Here is a 12,143-nt window from a genome sequence, read left to right as displayed (position 1 = left end):
GTGTCGGCCGACCCCGCCGTGTCAGCGGACCCCGCCGCGGGCGCCCGCCCGGCCGCGCGGGCCGCCTCGTAGTCCTTGCCGTAGGCGCCCTTGGCCGGACGGCGGCGCCGTTCGGGCGCCTCCGCGCCGTCGGCCAGGCGCCGCGCCGTCACCAGGAACCCGGTGTGGCCGATCATCCGGTGGTCCGGACGCACCGCCAGACCCTCCACATGCCAGGTGCGCAGCATGGTCTCCCACGACCGCGGCTCGTAGAACCGGGCGTCCTCACGCAGCTCCTCCACCACCCGCGACAACTGCGTGGTGGTGGCCACGTAGCAGCACACCAGACCACCCGGGATCAGCGCCCCCGCCACCGCGTCCAGGCACTCCCACGGCGCCAACATGTCCAGGAAGACCCGGTCCACGTCCGTCTCGTCCAACGACTCGACCAGATCGCCGACGGTCAGCCGCCACGCCGGGTGCGGCCCGCCGTGGAAGCGTTCGACGTTCTTACGAGCGATCTCGGCGAAGTCGGCACGACGCTCGTAGGAGTGCACCATCCCGTGCTCACCGACCGCGCGCAGCAACCAGTTCGACATGGCGCCCGAACCGGCCCCGGCCTCCACCACACGGGCGCCCGGGAAGATGTCCGCCTCCACCAGCACCTGCGCGGCGTCCTTGGGGTAGACGATCGTCGCCCCGCGCTTCATCGACAGCGTGTAGTCGATCAGCAGCGGACGCAACGCCACGTACGCCGTACCGGTGTTGGAGCGCACCACACTGCCCTCGGGCCGCCCGATGAGGTCGGCGTGGTCGACCTTGCCCTTGTGCGAGTGGAAGGCGCCACCCTCGGTCAGCGTGATCGTGTGCATACGACCCTTGGGGTCGGTCAGCTGCACGGTGTCGCCGTCGGTGAAGGGGCCGCGGCGGCCATGGATACCGGTCAACGTCGCTCTCGTCTTCCCACGTCGCGTTTGGTCGGGCAGTCGCCCAGCGTATCGGCACCCCGGCACCGACCCGACCACGCCGAACCACTCCGCCGCCGGGGTTCCCCGGCGCGCCGGATAAGGGCAGCATCTGCTTCACTGGTCCAGACCAGTGACCGCGCACGAACACGACACCACGAAAGACCACAGCACATGGCACAGCCGATCGGCTTGGGAATCGACATCGGCGGCAGCGGCATCAAGGGCGCACCCGTCGACCTGACGACGGGGGAGTTCACCGCCGAACGCCTGAAGTTCTCCACACCCGAGCACCACACACCAGAGCAGATGGCCGAAGTGGTGAGGCAGATCGCCGCCCACTTCCCCGAGGCCGCCGACGGGCCCCTCGGCGTCACCTTCCCCGGAATCGTCCAGAACGGCGTCATCCGCACCGCCGCCAACCTCGACGACGCCTGGATCGACACCGACGCCCGAGCCCTGTTCACCAAGGCCACTGGCCGCCCGGTCCGGGTCCTCAACGACGCCGACGCCGCCGCCGTCGCCGAGACCCGCTTCGGCGCCGCCAAGGACGTACCCGGCGTCGTCCTCCTCACCACGCTGGGCACCGGGATCGGCACCGCCCTGGTGGTCGACGGCCGCCTGGTGCCCAACACCGAGTTCGGCCACCTCGAGGTCGACGGCCACGACGCCGAGACCCGCGCCTCCTCAGCCGCGCGCAAACGCGACGGTCTGACCTACGAGGAGTGGGCGCACCAGCGGCTCAACCGCTACTACCGGGTGGTCGAGGACCTGCTGTGGCCGGACCTCATCGTGGTCGGCGGCGGGGTGAGCCGCAAGGCCGACCGGTTCCTCCCCCTGCTGGACATCCCCCCCCCCGCCGTCCCCGCCGCCCTGCTGAACACGGCGGGGATCGTCGGCGCCGCCCTGGCCGCCGCCGACGACGGGCACAACGCGTCCTGACCCTCCCCCGCCCCGGGCCGCGCGGCGCACCCGCACGGCCCGGGACACGCGGTCACGGATGCAACCGCAACCCCTTGACCACCTTGTCCACCGCCCGGCGGGGACCGTAGACGGCCACACCCACCAGATCCAGCCCCTCCGTGGGCACCGCGCGCACCGCCGCCCGGTTGTCGTCGTCGTTGCCCGTCTTGAACAACCCGTCCGTGTACAGGGCCGTGGCCAGGTCCCGCGAACGCGCCCGGTCGAGCGTGCGCGCCAACGCGGGGGAGTCGGCGGTGAAGACCATGACCGGCTCACGGAACATCGGCAGGTAGGTCCGTCCCGAGGCGTCCTCGTACGGCTCCCCCACCACCTCCCGGTGAGCGCCGGCGACCCCGCTGCTGAGGAACGCGGTCACGTTGAGCTTCTGCCACACGGCCAGGTCCTCCCGGACGGCCACGGCGATCTTGGTGTCGAAACGCATGCCCCGACCATCCCGGGCGGAGGGGGCGGCGGTCTTGAACGCTCGTGCGCGCCGCGAAGGGGAGGCCCGCGGACGGGCCGCCCCCGACAGACGCCTACGGCGCGCGTGCCCCTGAGGGACAATGGACCCGTGAACGAGGACTGGACCCGCTACTGGCGTTCCCCCGACCGGCCGCTGGAGGCCATGCACGCCCACTTCACCAGCCACGCCTACCACCGCCACAGCCACGACACCTACTCCTTCGGCGTGACCGAATCAGGCCTCCAGGCCTTCCACTGCCGAGGCGGCGCGCACACCAGCACACCCGGGATGGTCCTCGCCCTCAACCCCGACGAGCCCCACGACGGACACGCGGGCGCCGAACCGGGATTCACCTACCGCATCATCCACATCGGCCCCGACCTGGTGCGCTCGGTGCTCTCCGACGCCACCGGCACCCCCGGGGCGCTCCCCCTCTTTCCCGAACCCGTGGTGGACGCCCCAGACCTGGCCGCGGCGCTACGCCGCCTCCACACCGTCCTCACCAGCGGCGCACCCCGCCTGGACACCGACGAGGCCCTCCACGCCGCCGTGCTCTCGATGGTTCGAGGCGGAGCAGCGACCCCGTCACCGACGACCCCGGTCTCCAGCCACGACGCCCGCCGGGTGGCCCGGCACGTCCGTTCGATCCTGCACGAACGCCTCACCGAGGACCTGGACACCGACGACCTGGCCGACGCGGTCGGACGCAGCCGCTACACCGTCCACCGCGCCTTCCGCGCCGTGGAGGGCATGGCCCCCGGCGACTACCGACGCCAGCTCCGGCTCAGAAGGGCCCGGACGCTCATCACCGCCGGAGCGCCCCTGGCCGAAGCCGCCGCGCACGCGGGCTTCGCCGACCAGAGCCACCTGACCCGGTGGTTCACCCGCTACTACGGCGTGACCCCCGGCGTCTACCGCGCCGCACGAGGACGCGTCGTCCGCACCGGCCCTGAGGGCGTGTCCCGCGAACACCTCCCCCGCCGCGCGACGAGCGGCGTCCACAGAAAGCGCCCCGACACCGACGACCAGCCGGTGCCCGGTCGACGACCAGGCACCGGAGCCGGGAAACTCAACTCACCGAAAGGGACGGAGGGGCGGTGAGTCAGGGGAGCGCCCCGGCCTTCTCATGGCCGTACGGGGCGAGCGGGCAGGGCAGGACAGAGCCCCGTGCAGAGGGAGACTGGGTTTCGGGGAAGCCCAGACCCCACCCGCTCACCGGGCGTGGACACGGCACACGCCCGCAAAAGCGCGGGGGACGACCCCCGCGCGTGTTCAGGGTTCGCCCACCGATGCCGCCAGCGCGCCCGCGATCCGCCGCGCGGCCTCGGAAGTACAGGTGACCGGCGAGAGCGGAACGCCCGCCAGCGCCGACGACACCCCCTCCTGGAGGGGCCAGCGCATCCACCACCACAGGCCGCCGCGATGCGGGCGCAGCAACGCGCGCTGCGGACGTGAGGCCGGACCCGCGTCAACGGAGCCGAACACCCCGTCCTCACGAACCTCCACCCCCCGCGAACGCAACTCCGCGGCCAACCCGTGCAAAGCACGACAGGCCGGGTCCACCCGACCACCCGCCTCGGGTGTCGGAGCGACTCCGGCAGACCCGACGCACTCGGGTCCGACATCTCCCCCGCGCCCGTACGCGGCCAGACTCGGGCTACCCGCCGATGGGGTCTCAACGGTCACAGGGCCTCCCTCCCAGGTACTCCGGCATCCACCGGCAACCCCTGCCACTCTGCCGTATCCGGAGAGTGACCGAGCGCGCCTATGCGTATCCCGCATGCCCCTTTCTTTCTCGCACATAGCCCCCGAGCACCACACGAATCCCTAACCTAGGCTCATGCCCCAACCAGACGGCGATCTCCCACCGGACCTGTGGACCCGACCGCGCATCGCGGCCGCACTGGCCACCTGCGACATGGCGACGGTCATCGAGGGCGTGCGCGAAGCACGCGGATGGTCACAGGGCGACCTCGCCCGCGCGGTCGACTACTCCCAAAGCTGGGTCTCACGCGTGATCAACGGCCAACAGGCCCTCACCGTCACCCAGGTCCAGGACCTCGCCCGCCGACTGGCGATCCCCCTGCACCTGATCCGCTTCACCGGCACCCCGCCACGGGACGGCCCCGCACCGAAGGGAGTGGACGGTACGAAACGCCGCGACTTCGGACGCGCGGTCGCCGCCGGCGCCCTCATCACCACCGTGCCCCACCCCCCGGTCCGCAACGGCGAGGAGCACGCCGTCAACGAGACCACCGCCCCCGCGCTGCGGTCGATCACCGGCGGACAGCGCCGCATGGACGCTACCTCCTCCGCCCGCCACCTCCTGCCCAGCGCGGTGGCGCACGTGCATCTGTCCGAGCACATGCTCACGAACTCGCGCGGTACACCCTTCTTCACCGAACTCAGCGCCGCCGCCAGCGAAGCCCGCGGATTCGCCGGATGGCTCCACGCCGACCAAGGCGACATGGGCTCCGCACGCATGCACTACCGCACCGCCGTCGTCCGCGCCCGCCAGGCGGGCATGCGCCTGCTCGACGTCTACATGCTCGGCTCACTCGCCGCATTCGAGATCGACACCGCCGAAGATCCCGAACTCGGCCTCGGACTCGTCCGCGAAGCCGAACACGTCCTCGGACCCGCCGCACACCCCACCGCCCGCGCCTGGCTCAACTGCGTGGCCGCCCTCGCCCACGCGGGCACCGGCGACGCCCACGCCGCCGTCCACTCCCTCGGCCAGGCCGACCGCGAAGTCGCCCGCCCCGGCAACAGCGACCCGCCCTGGCCCTGGGTGTTCGCCTTCGACGAGGCCAAGGTCGCCGGCTACCGCGCCCTGGTCGGCGTACGCCTGCGCCAACCGCACAACGCCCGCGCCGCCTTCGCCGAAGCCTTCGGCCCCACCTCACCCAGCGCCAAACAGTCCGCCGTCCTCCAGGTCGAACTCGCCTCCGCCCACGCCGAGGCCGGAGACGTCGACGAGGCCTTCCGACTCGCCCAGGACGCGCTCACCACAGGCGTGCGCTTCAACTCCGAACGCGTCATCGGCCGCGTCCGCTCCTTCCGACGCCGCTACCGGGGCCCCCACGCGAACTGCGTCGACGCCCTCGACGACCGACTCGCCTCACTCATGACCGACCTGTCCGCCACTGGGTAGATAGGCGCACAACGACCAGTAGGGAGGTTTCGTGATCCGCATCGGCATCACCGGACACCGCGCACTGCCCCCCGACGTCAGCGAACGCGTCGCCGACCTCATCACCACCCACCTGGAACCCCACGGCTGCACGATGACCGGGGTGTCCTGCCTGGCCGACGGCGCCGACACCCTCTTCGCCGAAGCCGTCATCGCCTCGGGCGCCCCCCTGGAGGTGATCGTCCCCGCCCGCGACTACCGTGCGGCCCTGCCCGCCGAACACCACAGCGCCTACGACCGTCTGCTCGGACAGGCCGTCCTCGTCCACACCCTCCCCAACGCCGCCTCCACCCCCCAGGCGCACATGGCGGCGGGCAGGGCGCTGGTCGACCGCTGCGACCAACTCATCGCCGTCTGGGACGGCCAACCCGCCCGCGGCCCCGGAGGCACGGCCGACGTCGTCGCCTACGCCCGCGAACGCTTCCGCCCCGTGTCCGTCCTGTGGCCCCAGGGCGCCCACCGCTAGGCCGTGCCCGTTGCGGGCCCGCCGCTTCGTCTCCGCGCGGCGCCGCCCACTTCGTCGCCCGCCACCACCCTCAGCGGACGCCCACGGCACAGCCTCCTCCACCAGAACCCCGCCGGCGCCCGAACCGTGTTCGCTCTGGGCCTTCCGTGTCGCTTCGGCCCGTGTCCGAGCGCCCCGAGGGCAGGGATCCCTCCTCCCCCGCCGCGCCTGTCGCCCGTTCCCCGCCAGCGGCGCACCCCGTCGTACAGAACCCCGCGGCGCCCGGACGCCGAACCCCCGCGGGTGGCCGCCCCGAAGGACAGGACCCACGGCCCCAGCCCCCGGCCGGAACCTCAGTCGTCACCCGTCATCGCCGCGTTGACGTCCACGGACCGCAACACCCCGAACACGCCCCCGTCCTCACCCACTACCAGGTACTCGGGCAACGGATGACTCGTCAAAACGCCGAGGAGCTCCTCACCCTCCAACTCCGCCGACACCACCGAATGCCGCGTCAGCGCCCGCGACACACTCGACACCGGCACCCACGCCCGGCGCCCCTCCCCGATCGCCTCGGCAGCCGCCGGATGCACGACCGACACCGGAACACCCCCGGCATCCACCACCACGATCGCCTCAGCGCCCGACTCCCCCGCCCGACGCTCGGCCTCCGCCAGCGGCGTGTCCGCCACCACCGTCACCGCGGGCCGCGCCAACCCCCGCGCCCGCAGCCCCGGAACCCGCTCACGCACCCGGGCACTCGACAGCGCCTCCGTCGACCCCATCCACATGAAACCGCCCAACACCAGGCCCCACACGATCGCCCACGGGCTGGGCCGCCCGCCAGCCGACCACGCGAACAGGAACGGCAGGGCCACGACCACCAGGGCCAGCACCCGGCCGCCCCACGCCGCCACCACACTGCCCGTGAACGCCCGCCCCGTCACCTTCCACACGCCCGCCCTCAGCAGCCGCCCACCGTCCAACGGCAGCCCCGGCAACAGGTTGAACACCCCCACCAGCAGGTTCGCCACCCACAGCTGGAACAGCAGCTCCCCCGTCACACTGAACGGATCGGCCACCGACGCCAACACATACGCCCCCGCCGCCAACACCAGCGACAACAGCGGCCCGGCGAACGCGATCCAGAACTCCCGCCCCGGCGTGGGCGCCTCACGCTCGATCTCCGAGACCCCGCCCAACACGTACAACACGATGCGCCGCACGGGCAGCCCGAACCCCCGGGCCACCACCGAATGCGCCAACTCGTGCACCAACACCGAGGCGTACAACAGGATCGCGAACACGAACGCCAACAGGTACGCCGTCGGGCCCAACGCCAACCGGTTCTGCACGATCCCGCCGTAGACCAGCGTGATCAACACCGCCACGATCACCCACGAGGAGGTCACGTACACCGGGATACCGAAGGGACGGCCGAGCAGGAGCCCCGGCCTCGTCGAACGCCCGCCGGATCCGGGCCTGGAATCGTCACTGCCATTGGTCACGCACCCAGACTAGGCGTACCGGCCGCGGAGGTCGCNAGGTCGCCCCCCCCCGCCCCAAGGCCCCCGCCCCTCTCATAGGCTCGATCCCATGACCACCGCGCCGCTCCCATCCGCCCTCTCCCCCTCGCGAGCCTCCGACTTCCTCCAGTGCCCGCTGCTGTTCCGGTTCCGGACCATCGACAAACTCCCCGAGCCCCCCAGTTCCGCGGCCCTGCGCGGCACCCTGGTCCACGCCTGCCTGGAACGCCTCTACGAGCTCCCCGCCGAGACCCGCACCCCCCGCACCGCCGTCGGCCTCGTCGACCCCCAGTGGGAACAGCTGCGCACCAAACGGCCCGAGGTCGAGGACCTCTTCGCCGACGACACCGAACGCGACGCCTGGCTGGAGTCCGCCCGCGCACTCGTCACCCGTTACTTCGACCTGGAGAACCCCACCACCCTCGAACCCCGCGACCGCGAGATGCGCCTGGACGTCGCCCTGCCCACCGGCCTACGCCTGCGCGGCTACGTCGACCGCCTCGACGTCGCCCCGGGCGGACAGATCAGGATCGTCGACTACAAGACCGGCAAGTCACCCCACCCCCGCTTCGAGGACAAGGCCCGCTTCCAGATCTTCTTCTACGCCGTCATGATCTGGCGCGACCTCGGCGTCGTCCCCGCCCGACTCCAGCTCGTCTACCTCGGCGGCGACGGCGCCGTCCGCTGGTACGACCCCACCGAGGACGAACTCCGCGCCGCCGAGGCGGAGATCGGCCACATCTGGGAGCGGATCGAGGAGGCCGGACGCACCGGCGTGTGGCAACCCAAGCGCAGCAAACTCTGCGGCTGGTGCGAACACCAGGCGATCTGCCCCGAGTTCGGCGGGACCCCACCACCCCTGCCCACCCGCTAGGCGGTAGTCGCCTCGGGCACCGCCATCACCCCGTCTACGGCACAATCAAGCCCGTGCCCGTCTCAGTGCTGCTCGTCGACGACCAACCGCTCGTGCGCTCCGGCTTCCGGATGATCCTGGAATCCGCCGGCCACCTCTCCGTCGTGGGTGAGGCCTCCGACGGCCGCGAGGCCGTCGACGCCACCCGCCGGCTCCTCCCCGACGTCGTCCTCATGGACGTGCGCATGCCCGGTATGGACGGCATCGAGGCCACCGGCCGGATCACCGAGTGGGCCGGACGGCACGGACACGGCGTGCGCGTCCTGGCCCTGACCACCTTCGACCTCGACGAGTACGCCGTCGGCGTCCTGCGCGCGGGCGCCGCCGGATTCCTGCTCAAGGACGCCCCGCCCGCCGAACTCCTCGCGGCCGTCGACGTCGTGGCCGACGGCGGCGCCGTCATCACGCCCACCGTCCTCGACCGGCTCCTGCGCCGCTGGGCGCCCCACCTTCCCACCGCCCCCGGCACCACACCCGCCCCCGACGACCCCCTCACCGCCCGCGAACACGAGGTCCTGCGCCTGGTCGCCCGCGGCTGGTCCAACGCCGAGATCGCCGCCCACCTGTTCCTGGGCGAGACCACCGTGAAGTCCCACGTACGCAACCTCCTCACCAAACTGGGGCTGCGCGACCGCGTCCAGGCGGTCGTCCACGCCTACGAGACCGGCCTGGTCCGCCCCGGAGAACCCGAACCACCCCGCTGAGCACCGGCGGGACGCGGCGCGTCGCTGTCAGCGGCCCCCGCGTCCTGGAAGGATGATCCGGTGACCGACCTCACCGGCGCGCACCATCCGACCAGGCGAACCCCGAACCGCACGACGGCGTCTCCTGTGCGTTGGAACGACACGCCGGCCACGACGGGACCAGGCGGAACGCGAGGGGAGGACTGACATGCCCAGCAAACGAGAGCGGCCCGTGGCACCCAGTGAGGACCGCCTGCTGAGCAGGATGCGCGACTGGCGGGCGGCCCACGAGCGTGAGCTCACCCCCGACGGCCTGGATGAGGAGGACCAGCTCCCCGACGCACGGGCCATCGACACCGTGCTGCGCGTCGGCGAGCTCATGCTCGCCAGCGGCGAGGGCACCGAGGCCGTCAGCGAGGCCATGCTCAGCCTGTCCGTCGCCTTCGACCTGCCACGGGCGGAGGTGTCGGTCACCTTCACCACGATCACCCTCTCCACCCACCCCGGAGGCGACCAGCCGCCCGTCACCGGTGAACGCGTCGTCCGCCGGCGCACCCTCGACTACTTCCGCGTCGGCGAACTGCACACCCTCGTGCAGGAGGCCGCGCTCGGCCTGCTGGACCTGGAGGAGGCCGCCACCCGCCTCGACCGGATCCGCCGCGCCCGCATGCCCTACCCCAACTGGATGATCGCGGTCGGCTTCGGCCTCATCGCCTCCAGCGCCAGTGTGATGATGGGCGGCGGCGTCATCGTGGCGGCCGCGGCCTTCCTCGCCACCGTCCTGGGCGACCGCACCGCCGTCTTCCTGGCCCGGCGCGGCGTCGCCGAGTTCTACCAGATGGCGGCCGCCGCTGTGGTGGCCGCCACCATCGGCCTCGGGCTCTTGTGGATCAGCTCCGAGATGGACCTCGGCCTCCAGGCCAGCGCCATCATCACCGGGAACATCATGGCCCTGCTCCCCGGACGTCCCCTGGTGTCCAGCCTCCAGGACGGCATCAGCGGCTTCTACGTGTCCGCGGCCGCCCGGCTCCTGGAGACCTTCTTCATCCTGGGCGCGATCGTGTCCGGCGTGGCCGCGGTCGCCTACACCGCCATCCGCCTGGGCGTACACGTCAACCTCGACTCACTGCCCTCGGCGGGCACCTCCCTGGAGGTCCCGGTGCTCCTCGGCGCCGCGGGGATCGCGATGGCCTTCGCGATCTCCCTGGCGGTCCCACCACAGCTGCTCCCCCCGATCGGCGTCCTGGGCGTGCTGATCTGGGTGATCTACGCCGGTCTGCGCGCCACCCTGGAGGTCCCCCCGGTCGTGGGCACCGTCGCGGGCGCGATCGCCGTGGGCGTCTTCGGCCACTGGCTCGCCCGGCGTACCCGCAGACCGGTCCTGCCCTACCTCATCCCCTCCATCGCCCCCCTGCTGCCCGGCAGCATCCTGTACCGGGGACTGATCCAGATCACCCAGGGGACGGTGGTCTCGGGACTGCTCAGCATCGTCGAGGCGGTCATGGTCGGCCTCGCCCTGGGCGCCGGGGTCAACCTCGGCGGCGAACTCGTCCGAGCCTTCCAACACGGCGGTCTGGCCGGAGCGGGCATGCGTGGCCGCCCCGCGGCCCGCAGGACGCGCGGAGGGTACTGAGCGATGTGCGACCCCGGCGGCGCGCCCACCCCGAATCTGTCCACAGTCGGCCAGAACTTCCACGCCACCAGCGGGTATCTCACAGTCAGAGCACAGAGGCGAGAAGGTTTCGCCTCAAACCGCAGCAACATGTGATGTCAGCCACTACTCTTGGCGTCAGCTCAACGCCGAGCGTTCTGGACCGAAAGGCCTTCCATGTTCACGTGCAGCCACGAACCCGCCTGCCCGTCCTACGAGGACACCGACCGTGAGGCGGCGCGAGTGATCGCCAGCCACCCCGAGCAGGGATGGAGCCTGCTCTGCAACGGTGTCGTCCTGTTCGAGGACACCGGGGAGCTGCTGCCCGGCGGCCAGTCCGTCGCCCCGCACCGCCCCGATGTCGTCCACGTGGCGGCCTGACCTCGGGAACTCCCGCCCCGGGGCTCTCGCCGGCCCGTTCAGAAACCGTCGCCCGGCCCGTGCTCCGGCCACCCCTCGGGCAGCGGGTCCTCCCCCATCGCCTCGTGCAGTCGACGCCGGAAGTCGGCGTGCACATCGGCCCCCCACACCGTGTCACCCGGCGTACGCAGGGCCTGCTCCATGACGGTCCGCAGTGCGGAGGGGCGGGCCTCGCCCTCCACCAGGGGGACGGCGAGCAGCGCGTGCATCCGGGTCACGACCGCGAACAGCTCCCCCGCCAGCACCGGCGTGCTGGAGGTGACCGCCGCCTCCTCCAGATAGGGTTCCCACCACGGGAGCGCCGCGGCCCCGTTCGCGTCCTCCTCGGGGGCGGACGCGAACCCCCGCCGCGTACGGCGGCGCACCTGCTCGGCGGCCTCGGGGTCACGGGCCGCCAGGCCGGACCGCCAGACGCGCTCGGCCGCGTCCGGTTCCCCGCGCAGGGCGAGCAGCCCCGCCAGGAGTTCGACGGCGGCGCCGGAGGTCGCCGGCTCCGTCCGCGCGGCCCCGTCGGCGTCCGGCTCCGGAGCGACCACCGATCCCAGATCGGCGATGGCGTGCTCCAGGTGGGCCGCGGCGCGCAGCAGCCGCAGCTCCGGGGTGTCGGCGACCGCCAGCCCTCGTTCCACCGCGGCCTTGGCGGCTTCAGGCCGCCCCCGCTCCAGCAGCCGTCCGGCCAGGTCGCGCGCGGCCTCGACGACGGTGTCCGAGTGTAGGGGGCCCAGCGACCCCGGGTCGGCCGGAAGGTCGAGCGCGGCCTCCCAGTGCGCCTCAGCCCGGTCGGTCTCGCCCCGTTCCTCGGCGTCACGGGCCAGACCGTAGTGGGCGACGGCGGTGTAGGCGGGCCCGCCCAGCTCCAACAGGCGCCGCCAGACGCGTGCGGCCTCCTCCCACGCGCCCTCCTGTTCCAGGGACAGGGCCAGGTGGTAGGCGGCGCGCGGG

At 72.4% G+C, this 12,143-nt stretch carries 13 protein-coding genes; 8 read left to right on the top strand and 5 right to left on the bottom strand.

What is annotated here, in order from left to right; translation table 11 throughout:
* The coding region (locus D471_RS0103955) for a tRNA (adenine-N1)-methyltransferase (protein WP_017597427.1) at positions 1–926 on the bottom strand (926 nt) is incomplete at its 3' end.
* A 192-nt stretch (positions 927–1,118) separates the two neighbouring features.
* On the opposite strand from D471_RS0103955, the gene ppgK reads away from it, so the two are divergent.
* Entirely contained in the window at positions 1,119–1,886 is a 768-nt protein-coding gene (gene ppgK, locus D471_RS0103950) for a polyphosphate--glucose phosphotransferase (protein ID WP_017597426.1), read from the top strand.
* A 52-nt stretch (positions 1,887–1,938) separates the two neighbouring features.
* Here ppgK and D471_RS0103945 read toward each other — a convergent pair whose 3' ends face one another.
* Positions 1,939–2,349: a DUF2000 domain-containing protein gene (locus D471_RS0103945; protein ID WP_017597425.1), complete on the bottom strand. Its 411-nt coding sequence runs from the start codon at positions 2,347–2,349 to the stop codon at positions 1,939–1,941.
* A 129-nt stretch (positions 2,350–2,478) separates the two neighbouring features.
* Between D471_RS0103945 and D471_RS0103940 the strand changes: the two genes are divergently transcribed.
* Positions 2,479–3,471: an AraC family transcriptional regulator gene (locus D471_RS0103940; RefSeq protein WP_017597424.1), complete on the top strand. Its 993-nt coding sequence runs from the start codon at positions 2,479–2,481 to the stop codon at positions 3,469–3,471.
* Positions 3,472–3,642: 171 nt separating this feature from the next.
* Here the strand turns inward: D471_RS0103940 and D471_RS0103935 are convergent, their stop codons facing one another.
* Positions 3,643–3,855 carry a hypothetical protein gene (locus D471_RS0103935; RefSeq protein ID WP_338045317.1) on the bottom strand — a complete coding sequence of 71 codons (213 nt, stop codon included), beginning with the start codon at positions 3,853–3,855 and terminating at the stop codon, positions 3,643–3,645.
* Between the two features lie 355 nt (positions 3,856–4,210).
* Between D471_RS0103935 and D471_RS0103930 the strand changes: the two genes are divergently transcribed.
* Both D471_RS0103930 and D471_RS0103925 read left to right on the top strand, forming a co-directional pair.
* Positions 4,211–5,524 carry a helix-turn-helix domain-containing protein gene (locus D471_RS0103930; protein ID WP_017597422.1) on the top strand — a complete coding sequence of 438 codons (1,314 nt, stop codon included), beginning with the start codon at positions 4,211–4,213 and terminating at the stop codon, positions 5,522–5,524.
* A 31-nt stretch (positions 5,525–5,555) separates the two neighbouring features.
* Positions 5,556–6,029: a hypothetical protein gene (locus tag D471_RS0103925; protein WP_017597421.1), complete on the top strand. Its 474-nt coding sequence runs from the start codon at positions 5,556–5,558 to the stop codon at positions 6,027–6,029.
* A gap of 332 nt (positions 6,030–6,361) precedes the next feature.
* Here D471_RS0103925 and D471_RS0103920 read toward each other — a convergent pair whose 3' ends face one another.
* Positions 6,362–7,516 (bottom strand): site-2 protease family protein, encoded by a 1,155-nt coding sequence (locus D471_RS0103920; protein WP_083924066.1) that lies wholly within the window; start codon positions 7,514–7,516, stop codon positions 6,362–6,364.
* Between the two features lie 88 nt (positions 7,517–7,604).
* Between D471_RS0103920 and D471_RS0103915 the strand changes: the two genes are divergently transcribed.
* The 4 genes from D471_RS0103915 (at position 7,605) to D471_RS0103900 (ending at position 11,162) form a co-directional block, all read left to right on the top strand.
* Positions 7,605–8,408 (top strand): RecB family exonuclease, encoded by an 804-nt coding sequence (locus D471_RS0103915; RefSeq protein WP_017597419.1) that lies wholly within the window; start codon positions 7,605–7,607, stop codon positions 8,406–8,408.
* A 53-nt stretch (positions 8,409–8,461) separates the two neighbouring features.
* Positions 8,462–9,151: a response regulator gene (locus D471_RS0103910; RefSeq protein WP_026127387.1), complete on the top strand. Its 690-nt coding sequence runs from the start codon at positions 8,462–8,464 to the stop codon at positions 9,149–9,151.
* Positions 9,152–9,338: 187 nt separating this feature from the next.
* On the top strand, positions 9,339–10,763 hold the full coding sequence (locus tag D471_RS0103905) for a threonine/serine exporter family protein (RefSeq protein ID WP_241479562.1): 1,425 nt from the start codon (positions 9,339–9,341) through the stop codon (positions 10,761–10,763).
* Between the two features lie 195 nt (positions 10,764–10,958).
* On the top strand, positions 10,959–11,162 hold the full coding sequence (locus D471_RS0103900) for a DUF5999 family protein (protein WP_017597416.1): 204 nt from the start codon (positions 10,959–10,961) through the stop codon (positions 11,160–11,162).
* A gap of 38 nt (positions 11,163–11,200) precedes the next feature.
* Here the strand turns inward: D471_RS0103900 and D471_RS0103895 are convergent.
* On the bottom strand, positions 11,201–12,143 hold a 943-nt coding region (locus D471_RS0103895; protein ID WP_017597415.1), incomplete at its 5' end, for a tetratricopeptide repeat protein.

Origin of the sequence: Nocardiopsis lucentensis DSM 44048 (genome assembly GCF_000341125.1) — a bacterium.
Taxonomy (GTDB): domain Bacteria; phylum Actinomycetota; class Actinomycetes; order Streptosporangiales; family Streptosporangiaceae; genus Nocardiopsis; species Nocardiopsis lucentensis.
The sequence above is the reverse complement of the archived record's forward strand: the minus strand, read 5'-3'. Positions and strand labels throughout refer to the sequence as shown.